The following is a 14,613-nucleotide window of genomic DNA, read 5'->3' as shown; positions in this document are numbered from 1 at the left end:
TACGGAACGCTGGGACTGGGCCTGGCCTCCGCTGTCCTGACCGGTCTCGGGGGCTTGCTCTACGGCCGCCTCGGTGCAGGCGCGTTCTGGGTCATGGCAGCGCTTTGTGCGCTGGCGCTTCCGCTCACCGTCGGGCTAGGTGTATGGTCCCGGGATGTGGTGTGACGGATTGATCCTGAAGCGTTCGGGCTGTTTGGTCCAGACCTGAAGGACATGCTCATAGGGCGTGAGGCCGCGCAGGGTCTTCAGCCGACGGGCATGGTTGTAGGCGTCGACAAACAGTTGCAGGTGCGCCCGAAGCTGTTCGTGGGTCTCGTAGTGATAGCGCTTGACCGTGGCGTCCTTGATGGTGCGGTTCATCCGCTCGACCTGACCGTTGGTCCAGGGATGGTTGGGCTTGGTCAGACGATGCTCGATGCCGTGCTCGTGGCAGACGCGGTCGAACATGTGCCGGCTGTAGAGGGCTGTCGGACCTGAGCGGTTGCGCGGGGCATGGCAGAACTGCACCCCGTTGTCGGTCAACACCGTGTGGATCGTGTACGGCACGAACGCGACCAGCGCGCGGAGGAAGTCCGATGCTGTGTAGCGGTTTGCTTCCGCTTCCAGCTTGGCGAAAGCCAACTTTGAGGTTCGGTCGATAGCCACAAACAGGTAGAGCTTGCCCTGTTCTGTCCTGACCTCGGCGATATCGATGTGCATGTAGCCGATGGGGTAATCGGCGAAGCGCTTCGTCTTGGGCTTGTCGCCCTCCATCTCCGGCAGGCGGCTGATGCCGTGCCGCTCCAGGCAACGATGCAGCGACGAGCGGGTCAGGTGCGGGATCGTGGGCTGCAGGCCGTAGAGGCAGTCATCCAGCGGCAACAGGGTGTGCCGCCGGAAGGCCAAGATGACGGCTTCCTCCTCTGGGGTCAGGACCGTCGAACGGGGCTGCTTCGGCCCCATGGCGGCATCGACCGTCGACTGGCGTCCGCGCCACTTCTGGATCGTCGTCGGGCTGACGCCGTAGCGCTTGGCCGCCGCTCTCACGCTCTCTTGACGTAGCTGTATTGCGCGACGGACCGCCTCCGTCGTGCGGGCGCTGCCGTGGAGAATTTGGCCCATAGCGCATCCCTCGCTGCATGGTGGTCGACCGTACCACCACACCGCGGGATCAAACACCTATATACAGAGAAGGCTGACCGGATCTGGCCGAAAGCCGTCAGTCTGATTCGTGGCACGAGATGGCTCAAACCAGACCTCCCGTTCGCAGCAACGTTTTACCGACGCTTGAAAAGCCGACAGGTTTTCCCGACAGAACGGAAGACGTTCTGGAACTTGCCAACCGGCGCAGGGGTTCTGTCGGGAAAGCAATCGTTTTCCGAGCACAACGATTTAGATATTTGAGTAATCGCTTCGGGCCGAAAGCCGAATGGCCACTTCCGTGCAAGCACCAGGCAAAAACTGACATTATCTCACCGCTTACAGCCTCTCTTGGGTAATACGAAAAGCCCATATCTGCAGTAATAATGCTTGAGGCAGCTCGAGCAAGAGCCATACTTGCAAGTATTACTTCATAATTTTTAGTCACGGTCGCATTAATTTATATTATAATTACGATAGAAGCTTGGGTTAATAGCATGAAAATCATTCTCTCGATGCGTTATTTAAGCGTTCGATCAAGAGCTGACCAGTATCCCATATATGCTCACGCAATAGGGAACTCGCGCGTACTCGGTCTTTCTGCAAAAAAAACATTAGTAATTCGCGATGTTGCTGCTGTGAACGCTTAAGATGTGCAGTTTCTTGCCAAGTTAGGCGCAAATAGCGCTCAAAATTCAGCCGTAGCATCTCGATCAAACCGAGTGCCCGCTCCCGTGATGCCGCGTCATATAGCGTCCGGTGAAACGCCCCGTTGAGGCTGATGATGTCATCCACTGTGTGAGCTTGGTCGAGCTGCGCCAGGATCACCTCGGCCTGCTTCAGCTTCGCCGCATCAAAAGCTTCGATCGCCCACTCCAACGCTTGGACTTCGAGCAGCACGCGCAGTTCCGTAATCTCGCGTGCCTCGCCCGCCGTGAGCGGCACAACACTGACCCCGCGGCGCGGCTCCGAACGGAGGAACCCTTCGGCTTCCAGCTGCCGAAATGCCTCCCGGGCGGTGTTCTGACTCACGCCGAACCGAGATGCTACCGCGTCCTGCCGCATTCGGGTCCCGCCGGCGGCGAGGCCATGTAAGATGTCGCGGCGCAGCTGCTCGGCGATAGCCGCCGGAGCAGCTCGGCCTGCTTGCGCACCGACGTTGTGCGCGAGTGGCTCCAACATGACTGTGTCGCTGCGCGACATGGCTCAACTCCGTTCTGCCCGCCGTCAGTAGCGAAGCGACCTAGGAATGCCGCCCCGAGCACCGCAGCCGCATGCATTGATGCCATGCCTCATCCAGAGGATGTTGACACGCACATTTTTACTGATAATCGATAATCAGTGAAAATGCTGGAACCTACGATCATGCAGACGCTCGACCTTGCGGATTTTGATGCCGTGACCTTCGACGTGTACGGCACGCTCATCGACTGGGAGCCGGCGATTATCGCCTTCCTCAACGCCTGGGCCGACCGTCACGGCCTCGCGGTGGAAGGTGACGCGCTGCTCATGGCCTTCGACCGCGCCCGCGCTGCGATCCAAAAGGAGCGGCCTGCTCACCTTTACCCTGATGTGCTGCGTCGCTGCTTCGACCGGATCTGCGCCGAGCACGGTGTCGAGCCTGACCCGCAGACGCGTGAGGCGTTCGCCGACAGCCCGAAGACGTGGCCCGCCTACCCTGATAGCCACGAGGGCCTGTTAGCCCTGCAGGCTCGGGCGAAGGTTGGAGCGCTCAGCAACATCGACGAGGCGTCCCTGCTTGCATCGTCGGACAAGCTCGGCTTCGCCTTCGATTTGGTCGTCACCGCCGAGCGCGTCGGCGCCTACAAGCCGGACTGGCCCCACTTCCACACCGCCATCGATGAGCTGGCGGCACTGGGCATTCCAAAGGAACGGATCCTTCACGTCGGACAGAGCCTGCGCGCCGACGTGGTGCCCGCGAACAAGCTCGGCATCACGAGTGCCTGGGTTCACCGTCCGGGACGCGAGCTCGGTCTGACCGGCGACGGCGTCGAGGGGGCTAAACCAGACCTCACCGTTGCGAGTCTCGCCGAGTTGGTCGCCGCCTTGACCGGCGCGAGCCCACGCACTGCGGCCTGATACGAGCCTAGGAGAGCGCCATGATCAGCCGCCCCCGTCCCACCTTCGCCGCTGTAGTCCTCGCACTCGGCCTATGCGGGCCGATCTCAAGCTACGCCCAGCAAAGCGATCCGATCCTCGACCGGATCAAAGCCAACGGGGCCATCGCCATCGGATACCGGGAGACCGCGAGCCCCTTTTCCTCCCTCGACGAGCAGCGCAACCCGGCCGGCTACTCTATCGACCTGTGCATGCGCGCGGTCGAGGCCGTCCGCACGTACCTGAACACCCCGCAGCTCCCGATCAAGTGGATCCCTGTCAACCCTCAGAACCGCATCCCGCTGGTCGCCAACGGCACGGTCGACCTGGAATGCGGATCCACGGTCAACACTCTGGAGCGGCAGAAGCAGGTCGACTTCAGCTACATCCCGTTCGCCGCCACAACGCAGCTGCTGGTGCGCAAGGATGGCGGGATTCGAGAGGTCGAGGATCTCGACGGCAAGACGGTGGCACTCCCTCTTGCGACCGCGCCCGAGCGGCTCGTGCGCGGCATCATCGAGCAGAAGAAGCTGAACGTCCGCGTTATGCCGGTGCGCGACAACGCGGAGGGCTTCCTCGCCCTCTCCACCGGGCGCGCCGACGCCTACGCCACCGACAACATCCTGCTCTATGGGCTGCGCAAGACTGCGCGCAAACCCGATGACTTCTCTGTCGTCGGCCGTGCCCTCGACTACAGCCCGTACGGCTTCATGGTGCAGAAGAACAGTGGCGTCTTCCTCACCCTCGTGAACGGCGCGCTCGCCCGCGCCTTCCGCTCCGGTGAGGCTGACAAGCTCTTCGTGAAGTGGTTCGGCCCGCTGGACTTCCCAAAGAGCGATCTCGTGACCGCGGCCTTTCAGGTGCAGTCGATCCCGGATTGATCCTTCGCAACGCGGGAAGGCGCCGTCATGACCTACAACTGGGACTGGGCAATCCTCGTCCGAGAGCCCTTTCTCGGCTGGCTGATCGCCGGCACGGGACTGACCCTCGCGATCGCCGGGCTCGGCTGGGCGATCGCCCTAACGGTCGGGGTCATCGTCGGCATCGGTCGCACGGTAGCCAACCGGCCGATCCGCGCGGCGAGTGCGATCTACGTCCAAGTCTTCCGCAACATCCCGCTGCTTGTCCAGATGTTCCTGTGGTACTTCGTCTTGCCGGAGTTGCTGCCTACTGCCTGGGGCCACTGGCTCAAACGGGACCTGCCCGCTCCCGAGTTCTGGACCGCGGTCGTGGCGCTCGGACTGTTCACTGCCGCCCGCATCGCTGAGCAGGTCCGCTCCGGGATCCGCACAGTGCCCCAGGGCCAGACGCAGGCCGCCCTCGCCTCCGGCTTGCGCGCGACGCAGACGCTCCGCCTCGTCGTCCTGCCGCAGTGCTTCCGGATCATCCTGCCGCCCCTGACGTCCGAACTGCTGACCACCATCAAGAACTCGTCTCTCGCCCTAACGATCGGCGTGCTCGAACTGACAGCGCAGAGCCGCCAGATCGAGAGCAACACCTTTCACGGCTTCGAAGCCTTCACCGCGGCGACCGCGATCTATCTGGCCATCGCGACTCTGGTCAGGCTCGCCATGCGTCGTTTCGAGGCCGGCCGATCCATGCCGCAGGCGAAGCAGGCGCCGCCGATGGCGTTGAGGGAAGCGTGATGGACGCGTTCGACTGGGGCGCGGTCCCGGCCGCTCTGCCCTTCCTCTTGGATGGGATGCAGCTCAGCCTGCTGCTTCTCGCTGTCGGCATGCTCGGCGGTACGGCGCTCGGCCTCCTCGTCGCGCTGCTGCGCCTGTTCGGGCCACGCATACCCGCCGCGATCGCGGCGGCCTACGTCGACGGGCTCCGGGCGATCCCCCTCGTCCTCGTCCTGTTCTGGTTCTACTTTCTCGTCCCCCTGGCGATCGGCAGGCCGGTCGGGGCCCTGCCATCCGCCCTGATCGCCTTCGTGATCTTCGAGGCGGCCTACTACTCCGAGATCATCAGAGCTGGGATCGGCAGCGTCAGAAGCGGTCAGTGGCAGGCCGCCCAGGCGCTTGGCATGACGCGCGGGCAGACGCTGCGCCTCGTCGTCCTACCCCAGGCGCTCCGCGCGATGCTCCCGATCCTCGTCACACAAGCGGTGATCCTGTTCCAGGACACCTCGCTCGTCTACGTCATCGGACTGCGCGACTTCATGACGGCGACCAGCATCTCCGCTGAGGAGGGCGGCCGTCTGGTCGAGTTCTACGCCTTCGCCGCGCTCGTCTACCTGATCGTCTGCTCGGCCGGCACCGAACTGGCCCACGCGCTTCAGCGCAGGAGGTCCGCATGAACGCGACAGTATCTGTGGCCGTCGCTTCCAGCACCGAGCCCGTGCTGGCACAGGCCCCACTCCTCCGCATCGACGGTGTCGGCAAGAGCTACGGGACCGTCCAGGTCCTGAGCGGATGCACCCTCGATGTGCAGCGCGGCGAGGTCGTCGTGATCTGCGGGCCATCGGGCTCAGGCAAGAGCACGCTGATCAAATGCGTCAACGGCCTCGTCCCGTTCAATGCTGGCCGGATCCTGTGCGATGGCGTCGACGTCGGGCTCGGCAGGCAGGTCGACCTCGTGCGGCTTCGCACCCGCGTCGGCATGGTGTTCCAAAACTTCGAGCTCTACCCGCATCTGAGCGTGCTGGAGAACCTGTGCCTCGCGCCGGTGCACGTGCTGCGCCGACCCCGCTCTGAGGCCGCTGAGCGGGCTCATCAGCTGCTCGTCCGCGTTGGGCTGCCTGACAAAGCTGGTTCCCTGCCTGGCCAACTCTCGGGTGGTCAACAGCAGCGCGTCGCCATCGCCCGCGCGCTGGCTATGGATCCCATCGCTCTGCTGTTTGACGAGCCGACGTCGGCTCTCGACCCGGAGATGGTCGGCGAGGTGCTCGATGTGATGGTGGAACTGGCGCGTGACGGCATGACCATGATGGTCGTGACCCACGAGATGGGTTTCGCCCGCAAAGTCGCTGACCGCGTCGTCTTCATGGACGCGGGGCGCATCGTCGAGACCGGGACTGCCGATGGCTTCTTCAGCGAGCCCACGACCGAGCGGGCACGCGGCTTCCTTTCCCGCATCCTTTCGCACTGATGAGGTTGGAGCGATGATTGACGTGCAGGATCTGCCGGTCGCGGGCGACGTGCTCGACGCCGCCGGTCGCCTCTCAATGGCGGCGGTCGTGACACCGCTTCTGAACTCCCCGGACCTCGACGCCCGTCTCGGAGGCCGCGTGCTTATCAAGGCGGAGAACCTCCAGCGTACGGGGGCTTTCAAGTTCAGGGGCGCGTTCAACTGCCTGTCGCGCCTTGACCCTCAACGCTTCCCCGGCGGCGTCGTCGCCTACTCGACCGGTAACCACGGGCAGGCGATCGCCACGGTGGCCCGAATGCTGGGCCTGAGGGCGACCATCGTGATGCCGACCGACGCCCCGGCGGTGAAGATCGCCAAGGCCCGACAGCAGGGCGCCCAAGTGGAACTCTACGACCGCCGCACTCAAAGCCGCGAGGAGATCGCGACTACGATTGCCGGGCAGTCCGCGGCGGCAATCATCCCGCCCGGCGACAATCGGTACGTGGTTGCAGGTCAAGGTACCGCAGCACTCGAAGCCCTCCGGCAGGCGGGATGCCCCGTCGACGCTATCCTCGTGCCCTGCGGCGGCGGCGGCCTGACGGCGGGCACCTGCCTCGCCGTCGAGGCAGCCGGAAGCCGGGCCGTGGTCCAGCCCGTCGAGCCCGCAGATTTCGACGATACCCGCCGCTCGCTCCTGGCGCGGGCGCGCGTCACAAACGCGGCGGTCGACGGGTCGATCTGCGACTCTCTCCTAGCGCGGTTGCCGGCCGAGCTTCCATTCGCCGTGCACAACCACAGGGTCGGGCCCGTGCTCGCGGCCACCGATGACGAAGTCCTCGTCGCCATGCGCGTGGCGTTCGAGGAGTTCCGCGTCGTGCTCGAACCTGGTGGGGCCATCGCGCTCGCTGCCGCGCTCGCGAACCCCGAGCTCCTGCGCGGCCGCACGACACTGATCATCGCATCTGGGGGGAACGTCGACGCCGACGTGTTCGCCCGGGCCTTCGTCCAAGCCGACGATCGCAAGGCCGCCTGACGGCCAGCTCCTCCAGCAACCACCGGATACCAAGACATGGACGCCATCGAAGCCAAGTTCGCGCGGCTGGGCACCACCGACGCCCCGGGCCAGGAACACCGGCAAGCCCCCACCAACCTCGCGGGTGTCATGCTTGGCGACAAGCTGACCGGCGACCCAGTCGATTTCTCCCATGGCGACGTTGATGCGTTCGAACCCCCGCCCGGTGCGTTCGACGGTTTCGTCGCCGGTGTCGCCCAGGGTGGTTCGCAGGCCTACACCGAGTACCTGGGCCGGGGCGACATCCGGTCCGAACTAGCCGAGAAGCTGGCACGGTTCACCGGCACGCAGATTGACGGGGCGGACGGTCTGATCATCACGCCCGGTTCGCAAGGTGCCCTTTTCCTCGCTCTCTCCGCGAGCGTCGCACCGGGCGATCGTGTGAGCGTGGTTCAACCGGACTACTTCGCTAACGGCAAGATCGTTCATTTCCTTGGCGGAGAAGTCGCGCCGGTGCGCCTCGACTACCTGCGTGGCAGAGACGGCGCGGGCCTCGACTTGTCCGGCTTGGAGGAAAGCTTCGCGAGCGGTTCTCGGGTCTTCGTGTTCTCGAACCCAAACAATCCGACCGGCGTCGTCTACTCCGAAGCGGAGGTTCGTCGGATTATCGAGCTCGCAAGCCGCTACGGAGCGACGGTGATCGTCGACCAGCTCTATTCGCGCTTATGTTACGCGGGAACGACTTACACCCACCTGTGCAAGCTGGGCGGGGATCTGCGAAACCTCGTGACGATCATGGGACCGTCGAAGACGGAATCGTTGAGCGGTTACCGTCTAGGTATCGCCTTCGGCAGCCCTCGTCTCATCGGCCGCATGGAGAAGCTGCAGGCGATCGTCTCGTTGCGCGCGGCCGGCTACAACCAGTCTGTTCTGCGCTCATGGTTCGCTGAACCGCCCGGTTGGATGGACGAGCGGATCGAGCGGCACCAAGCAATCCGGGATCACCTACACCGCGTGCTCTCGGCAGTCGACGGCATCAGGGTGCGCGTTTCCCAAGCCGGCAGCTACCTCTTTCCGCAGCTGCCACCGCTCAAGGTATTGCCTATCGATTTCGTTAGGCTCCTGCGCGACCAAGCCAACGTCATCGTGACACCGGGCAGCGAGTTTGGGCCGTACAGCGCGGATAGTATCCGCCTCAACTTCTCGCAGGATCACGATAAGACCGTCGATGCGGCGGAGCGGATCGTGAAGCTCGTCAAGCGCTACCGTCGATGACCGTGTCTCCTGCCCCCGGCATGCCGGCCCCTCAGGGGCGTTACGTCGTTGCGAAGCGGCGCGGCGACCTCGTCTTTACGGCCGGAATGACGCCGCGGCAGGCGGGGACCTTGATCCTCGAAGGCCCCGTACAGTCGGGCGAGCCGCTAGAGCAATATCGGCCGGCCCTCATTCTAGCGTGCTCAAATGCGTTGGATGCGGCGCGCGGTCTAGCTCTGCCCGGGGAGTCCGTGTGTGGGATCATGTCGATGACCGTCTTCATAGCGAGCGACCACGAGTTTCGGGCGCATTCGCAGCTTGCGGACTACGCATCCGAATATCTCTATCAACAGCTTGGAGACGACGGCGTGTGCGCGCGTGCTGCGGTCGGGGTCGCTACTCTTCCAAGCGGGGCTCCTGTCGAGATACAGCTTGTCGGCACAATATATTGACGTGGTTGCTCGTTCCGTAGCGTGCCCTTATGCGAATGGCCGACCGCAGCCTGTTGCGTCCGCTTACGGGAAGTCGTCACCGCCAGCTGAATGGCCGGGTTGGGCGCAAAGCGGAACGGCCGCTTGTCGGTTGAGGCGTCACCCCCCGCTTGGATAAGTCGAAGCGACTGCTCTCAGGATGATCAATCCTTCCTTCGGCCGCCCCGCAGCGGTGCCGGCGGCAGCTCGTCTGGTCCGGGCGCCACGAACAACTCACCGAGCGGCACGCTGAGCGCTCCGGCCACCCGATCGAGCAGATCCACCGTCGGGTTCTCGGCCTGCCGCTCCAGGCCGCCGAGATAGGCCCGGTCCACCCCGGCATCCGCCGCTAGCCGCTCCTGGCTCACGCCCTGCGCCACCCGCACGCGGCGCAGGTTCCACGCCACGAGCCCGCGCCCGCTCAAGCCCCTACCCTTCTTCGCCCCATCCGCCATGGACAGGATCAGCGCGTGGGAGGGGCTATCTAACCACTGGCTATAGCCACACCTTAAGGCTAAGCTTCGCCGGTAGGCAGCGAGCGACTGCCGAGGGGGAGCTACGGCCAGCCATGCAGGTGCGCATTCACCGCGGCACGCAGCAGATCGGCGGCACCTGCGTCGAGCTCAGCCACGACGGTGCGCGGCTGCTCCTCGACCTTGGGCTGCCGCTGGACGCAGACCCCGCCGACGCTGCGTGTCACCCGGCCATCGATGGGCTCACGGGCGGGAGCGATCTCCTCGGCCTCGTCCTCAGTCACGGCCACCGCGACCACCTCGGGCTCGCCCACCTCGCTGGACCAGCGCTGCCCGTCGCCATGGGCGCAGCCACCCACCGCATCCTGGCAGCCGCCGCCCCGTTCGTGCCGGACACGCACTTGCCGGGAAACGCCGTGCACCTCGTCGACGGCGTGCCGCTCACCTTCGGCCCGTTCACGGTCACGCCGTTCCTCGTCGACCACTCGGCCTACGACGCCTACGCGCTCCTCGTGGAGGCCGGCGGCCAGCGCCTGTTCTACTCCGGCGACCTGCGCGCTCACGGCCGCAAGGGCGCGCTGTTCGAGCGCCTGCTGCGCCGGCCGCCGCGCGACGTCGACATCCTGCTCATGGAGGGCACGACCCTCGGCCGCCTCGCGCCCGGCGGACGCTTCCCGACCGAGGCCGAGGTCGAGGCGAGCTTCGTCGAGCTCTTTCGGGCGACGCCCGGCCTCGCGCTGGTCTGCGCCTCGGCCCAGAACATCGATCGCATGGTCTCGCTCTACCGCGCCTGTCGGCGCGCCGGGCGGACGCTGATCCTCGACCTCTACGCCGCGGAGGTGCTGCGGGCGACGGGCAACCCGAACATCCCGCAGTCGCACTGGCCGGGCGTGGCCGTCCACGTGCCGCACTACCAGCGCGTGCGTATCAAGCAGACCGGGCGCTTCGACCTGCTCGAGCCGCACCGGGCGAACCGCTTCTTCCCCGAGCAGCTCGCCGCGCTCGCGCCGTGCGCCACGCTTCTGTTCCGGCCGGCGATGCTGCGCGATCTCGACCGCGCCGGCTGCCTATCCGGGGCCCACGCCGTCTGGTCGCAATGGGACGGCTACCTGCGCCAGGAGCGCGGCCTCGCCCTGCTGGAGCAGCTCACCGAGCGCGGCATCCCGCTCGGGCACGCCCACACCTCGGGGCATGCCAGCCTCGCCGACCTGCAACGGCTCGCCGCGGCGATCGCACCAAGGATGCTCGTGCCGATCCACACCTTCGAAGCTCAGCGCTTCCCCGAGCACTTCGGGCCCGCCGTGGCGCTGAAGGCCGATGGTCAGTGGTGGGAGCTCGCCGCGTGAGCCAGTACCCACCCGCCTACCGCGGCCTCACCGATGCCTTCCTCGACGCGCTGGACCAGCTCGTCGCCGCCCCGGAGGGGGGCTGGTGGCGCGACGTGCTCGCCCATCCCGACCTGATCCTGGCGGTGCGCTCCGAGTCGCTCAACGTCTACCATCGCGGCGCCTCGCTGTTTCGGATCGACTTCAGCCATGGCCGACCGACTCCGGTCACGCACGTCAAGTACCTCGTGCGTCAGCGCCAGACCCTGATCCGCCTGGCCGAGACGGGCGCGTTCGTCCTCGATCCGGCCCACGCGCTGTGGTCGACCTACGCGGGCCCGGAGACGCTCGCCGAGATGATTAGGGCGGCGCGCAGGCTGGTCGGACCGGAGAAGACGGGCGTGCACGCGCTGGTGCAGGCGAGCTCGAACGTCGTCGACGTCGAGATCGCGCTGGAGGGCGAGTACGGCCCCGATCTGGAGACGGAGGCCGCCGCCGCAGCCCTCGATCCGACGACCGCCCCCGCGGCTGACGAGGATGTGGCGGACACGGCTGTTGCTGGCGTGATGGGCAAGGCCAAGCCGACCAGGTCGTCAGGCTCTCGGCAGGACCGGATCGACGTGGCGAGCCTGGAGGAGCGCGGCCATCCCAAACAGGCTTGGCTCGTCTTCCACGAGGCCAAGCACTACGACAACGCCGAGCTGAAGGCGGACCCGAAGCGGCGCCCGAAGATCGCCAATCAGGTCGCGCGCTACACCAACAGCATCCGTGGCAACGCCGGGGGGCTGCACTACAGCTACCCCCACGTCTGTCGGGCACTCGTACGCCTCGATACCCTGCGTCGAACGGTCCGGAGCCACCATCCCGCCTGGGCCGACCGGGTGCAGCCTGAACTCGACCCGCTGATCCGCGACGTGGCCGACGGCACGCGCGATCTGAAGATCGAGACCCAGCCGCGCCTCGTCGTGTTCGGCTTCGACGCCGACCAGCGCGACGGCGCCTGGGCGGCGACCAGCGCGCGGCTGACGCAGCTGGGCCTGCGGGTCTACGCCATCGGCAATCCGCAGGGCCTGAAGCAATCCGCCGCCTTCCGCCGTCCCGCCGTCGTGCCGCTGACCACGCCTGAGGAATTAGCCGCCGAGAAGCAGAAGGCAGCGCCGCCGCTGTCGGTGATCCCGCTACCCCCTGGCGGGCCGGCCAACCCCTGCCTGTACTTCATGCCGGGTAAGGGCGAGGTGCTGCCGGTCTACCTGTGCAACCCGACGCAGGCGCCGTTGGTCGGCGTGAGCGTCACCTGCGGCTCGCCCACGAACCTGGACTTCGCACCCGTGACGACGGCACCGGCCGGCGCGGATGGCACCGTGGCGCCGGGCATCGGCGTGCTCGTCGATCAGTACGGGCTGATGTGGGATGGCGACGCGCTGGTCCTCTACGAGGTCGCCATTACCGACGCGAAGGGCCAGGTCCAGCGCAGTCGCGCGCTGATCGACAAGGGCGGTCCGCTCGGCGACTGGCTCGCGCTGAAGGCGCTCAGCCCTGCATCCTGAGGAAAGCCCTTCATCGGACACCCCTCCCCTCGAGCGATCCGTCGAGCAGGAATCTTCGCGGGTCTGCTAAATTCGTCGTCTCTACCGTGAAGCTGGCTGGCAACCAGCAGCGGAGTTATTCATGGCAGGGTTCAGGGGGCAGCCGTCGACTATCCGGCTCATCCTCAGCGAAGGGCGCAAGGGCCTCGCGCTCGGCGCGCTTGTCGCTCTCGGCCTAGCCGCCGTGGGACACATGCGGACCCGGGGGCAGGACGGCCTGTTCGCGATCACGCCCGGACGGATGCCGGCATGTGACAGCTCGGTGAGCCGGCGCGGTCTGCGCAACACCATCACCGACGCTCCGGGCGCCAAGCTCGTGGGCCTGACCGTCTCGCGGGTCGACACCGTCGGCGAACTCGCTTCCGAGCCCGCCTCCGCCCCGGACCGACGCGTCTGCCTCGCGACCGTGTTCACGAACGCCGGGCGTAAGCTCGTCGGCTTCACCCTCACCTGGGCGAATGCGGCGAAGGATGATGTCTACCTCGAGCTGCCATACGGCATCGACTGATTGGCGGGCGGCGGCAGCTACCACGAGACGCGGCAAGCGAGACGGCTTTGCCGGATGCGGGAAGCGCCGTTTGCCGTCATCGTGGATGTGGACTGAGCAAGGCAACAAAATCGGCTGGCGTTGCCAGAGCACCGACATAGCATTGATACGACGGCGCTGAGAGGTTTGCGGCATGGACTGGTTCGAGCGCCTCACCGGCTTTCCAGAGGGCGACTATGCCGCGACGCAGCGCCGGCTCTCCGTCGTGGACGGGCGGCTTCGATCGAGCGCCACGCGGCGCACCTACGCCGTCGGCACCTTCGAGCTGCCCGGCCTGTCCGAGCTGCGCGCCCGCGCTCGAGCCGTCGACCTATCGAGTCGGCTGCAGCTGTCGATTGCGGAGGGCGACGTCCGCGCGATGCACCGGCTGCCGGAGAACCGTGGCGCGTTGATCCAAGTTGCTAGCCAATTCAATGCGTTAGAGATGGTCGACCCCGGGGTCACGCCGGAGGTTGGTGTGACCCGCTATGCGTACGACGGCACACAGGGTCCGGCATGCGCCATGGCAGCCGGCGGAGCCACGATCGTCCGCAACTACCTCCTGTCCGTGGGCGGCGGGATGGGGCAGACGGCAGCTCGGCAGCTTGACGGTCTGGCCGACCTCGGCCGCGCGTTGGCGGAGCGTCTGGGCACGGACGTGTCCGCACTCTGGCGCATGCAGAACGGCTACGCGCTCGCGACCGCCAGCGGCTTGGCGGCGATCGGCAGGTTGCTGGCGGTCGCCGACGATGCGACGCGGGACGAGCTGCGTGGCCTGCTGCGGATCGGCGTGCACTGGGACGTTGAGGTCACGGACGGGCCAACGCCCGGTCCGCTGGTCAGCCAAGCGTTCTGCTCGGCGCTGCCGGTCGCCTACTCAGACGAGCCGGCTGCGGCCTGGGCGCCGTTTGCGCAGCTCGTGCTAGAGGCGGCCTACGAGGCGACGCTGCTTACCAGCGTGCTGAACGCCGCTCGCGGCGGCTCGCGGCGCGTCTTGCTGACGCGGCTCGGCGGCGGCGCCTTCGGCAACGCGGACGCCTGGATTGACGAAGCTTTGCTGCGCGCCTGCCACCTGATCGCTGACGCGGATCTCGATGTGGTGATCGTTAGCTACCGCCGGCCCTCGGCGAGCCTTGCAGAAGTCGTGCGTCGGTTCGAGGCCTCAACTTCACCCGGAGCGTCGTAGCCCAGCTGTGGGCCGGCCCGACTGCCCAACTCATATCGAGCAGTTCGTCGCGATGACAAAGCGACCGGTCACGCAGTTAGTCTGGTCTTACGGCGAAATGGAGAGCGGGCATGATGGGATGGCGGGCGCGCCTCGGCTTCCTGGTTCCTCCAGGTAATCCGACGGTCGAGGTCGAGATGGGCGCTCTGGCCGCCGTGCCGGGCGTCTCAGTCCATTACACCCGGATGAATGCGACGGGCGAGACCGGCAGCCTCGCGGGACAGGACGCGCGCAACCGCGAGCAAATCGCCGGCCTCGACGCGAACATGGACCTGCTCTGCCTGGTCAAGCCGAAGGTCGTCGTGCTGGCTCACACCGCGACCAGCTACACGCTCGGGCAGGCCGAGGAGGCCGCCCTCGTCGCGCGGATGGAGCAGCGCTACGCCACGCGCTTCATCACCGCCTTCGGGAGCGTCGTGGCCGGGCTCCGGCA

The 14,613-nt window shown here is 66.2% G+C and carries 16 protein-coding genes; 13 read left to right on the top strand and 3 right to left on the bottom strand.

What is annotated here, in order from left to right; all coding sequences use genetic code 11:
• Nucleotides 1-135: 135 nt before the first annotated feature.
• Together MKK75_RS02265 and MKK75_RS02260 are read right to left on the bottom strand one after the other, a co-directional pair.
• Nucleotides 136-1,101, bottom strand: coding sequence for an IS481 family transposase (locus MKK75_RS02265; protein ID WP_244041006.1), 966 nt, complete (start codon nt 1,099-1,101; stop codon nt 136-138).
• 522 nt (nt 1,102-1,623) lie between these two features.
• The gene (locus MKK75_RS02260) at nt 1,624-2,322 is read right to left on the bottom strand and encodes a GntR family transcriptional regulator (RefSeq protein WP_244041005.1); all 699 of its coding nucleotides are present in this window, start codon (nt 2,320-2,322) and stop codon (nt 1,624-1,626) included.
• A 162-nt stretch (nt 2,323-2,484) separates the two neighbouring features.
• Here MKK75_RS02260 and MKK75_RS02255 point away from each other — a divergent pair, with 162 nt between their 5' ends.
• From MKK75_RS02255 to MKK75_RS36280, 8 genes are read left to right on the top strand one after another with little or no spacing between them, the layout of a single operon-like run.
• A complete protein-coding gene (locus MKK75_RS02255; protein WP_244041004.1) occupies nt 2,485-3,219 on the top strand; it encodes an HAD-IA family hydrolase in 735 nt (244 codons plus the stop codon).
• Between the two features lie 20 nt (nt 3,220-3,239).
• Nucleotides 3,240-4,118 (top strand): amino acid ABC transporter substrate-binding protein, encoded by an 879-nt coding sequence (locus MKK75_RS02250; protein WP_244041003.1) that lies wholly within the window; start codon nt 3,240-3,242, stop codon nt 4,116-4,118.
• 27 nt (nt 4,119-4,145) lie between these two features.
• On the top strand, nt 4,146-4,883 hold the full coding sequence (locus tag MKK75_RS02245) for an amino acid ABC transporter permease (RefSeq protein WP_244041002.1): 738 nt from the start codon (nt 4,146-4,148) through the stop codon (nt 4,881-4,883).
• Nucleotides 4,880-5,539 (top strand): amino acid ABC transporter permease, encoded by a 660-nt coding sequence (locus MKK75_RS02240; protein WP_244041001.1) that lies wholly within the window; start codon nt 4,880-4,882, stop codon nt 5,537-5,539. The genes MKK75_RS02245 and MKK75_RS02240 overlap by 4 nt, the downstream gene beginning before the upstream one ends.
• On the top strand, nt 5,536-6,330 hold the full coding sequence (locus tag MKK75_RS02235) for an amino acid ABC transporter ATP-binding protein (protein ID WP_244041000.1): 795 nt from the start codon (nt 5,536-5,538) through the stop codon (nt 6,328-6,330). The genes MKK75_RS02240 and MKK75_RS02235 overlap by 4 nt, the downstream gene beginning before the upstream one ends.
• Before the next feature lie 13 nt (nt 6,331-6,343).
• Nucleotides 6,344-7,342, top strand: a complete 999-nt coding sequence (locus tag MKK75_RS02230) for a threonine/serine dehydratase (protein ID WP_244040999.1) — start codon at nt 6,344-6,346, stop codon at nt 7,340-7,342.
• A 36-nt stretch (nt 7,343-7,378) separates the two neighbouring features.
• Nucleotides 7,379-8,596, top strand: coding sequence for a pyridoxal phosphate-dependent aminotransferase (locus MKK75_RS02225; RefSeq protein WP_244040998.1), 1,218 nt, complete (start codon nt 7,379-7,381; stop codon nt 8,594-8,596).
• The gene (locus MKK75_RS36280; protein ID WP_409567504.1) at nt 8,593-9,027 is read left to right on the top strand and encodes a RidA family protein; all 435 of its coding nucleotides are present in this window, start codon (nt 8,593-8,595) and stop codon (nt 9,025-9,027) included. The genes MKK75_RS02225 and MKK75_RS36280 overlap by 4 nt, the downstream gene beginning before the upstream one ends.
• Before the next feature lie 182 nt (nt 9,028-9,209).
• On the opposite strand, the gene MKK75_RS02220 is transcribed toward MKK75_RS36280, so the two are convergent.
• Nucleotides 9,210-9,500: a helix-turn-helix domain-containing protein gene (locus MKK75_RS02220; RefSeq protein ID WP_409567503.1), complete on the bottom strand. Its 291-nt coding sequence runs from the start codon at nt 9,498-9,500 to the stop codon at nt 9,210-9,212.
• Between the two features lie 113 nt (nt 9,501-9,613).
• Between MKK75_RS02220 and MKK75_RS02215 the strand changes: the two genes are divergently transcribed.
• The 5 genes from MKK75_RS02215 to MKK75_RS02195 all read left to right on the top strand — a co-directional run.
• Nucleotides 9,614-10,864 carry an MBL fold metallo-hydrolase gene (locus tag MKK75_RS02215; protein WP_244040997.1) on the top strand — a complete coding sequence of 417 codons (1,251 nt, stop codon included), beginning with the start codon at nt 9,614-9,616 and terminating at the stop codon, nt 10,862-10,864.
• The gene (locus MKK75_RS02210) at nt 10,861-12,390 is read left to right on the top strand and encodes a hypothetical protein (protein ID WP_244040996.1); all 1,530 of its coding nucleotides are present in this window, start codon (nt 10,861-10,863) and stop codon (nt 12,388-12,390) included. Before MKK75_RS02215 ends, MKK75_RS02210 begins: the two co-directional genes overlap by 4 nt.
• A 121-nt stretch (nt 12,391-12,511) precedes the next feature.
• On the top strand, nt 12,512-12,937 hold the full coding sequence (locus MKK75_RS02205) for a hypothetical protein (protein WP_244040995.1): 426 nt from the start codon (nt 12,512-12,514) through the stop codon (nt 12,935-12,937).
• A 172-nt stretch (nt 12,938-13,109) separates the two neighbouring features.
• A complete protein-coding gene (locus MKK75_RS02200) occupies nt 13,110-14,141 on the top strand; it encodes a hypothetical protein (protein WP_244040994.1) in 1,032 nt (343 codons plus the stop codon).
• 110 nt (nt 14,142-14,251) lie between these two features.
• On the top strand, nt 14,252-14,613 hold a 362-nt coding region (locus MKK75_RS02195), incomplete at its 3' end, for a hypothetical protein (RefSeq protein ID WP_244040993.1).

It is taken from the genome of Methylobacterium sp. J-030, from assembly GCF_022829545.1.
Lineage (GTDB): Bacteria > Pseudomonadota > Alphaproteobacteria > Rhizobiales > Beijerinckiaceae > Methylobacterium.
Note: the sequence above shows the minus strand (reverse complement) of the source record. Positions and strands in the feature narration are given on the sequence as shown.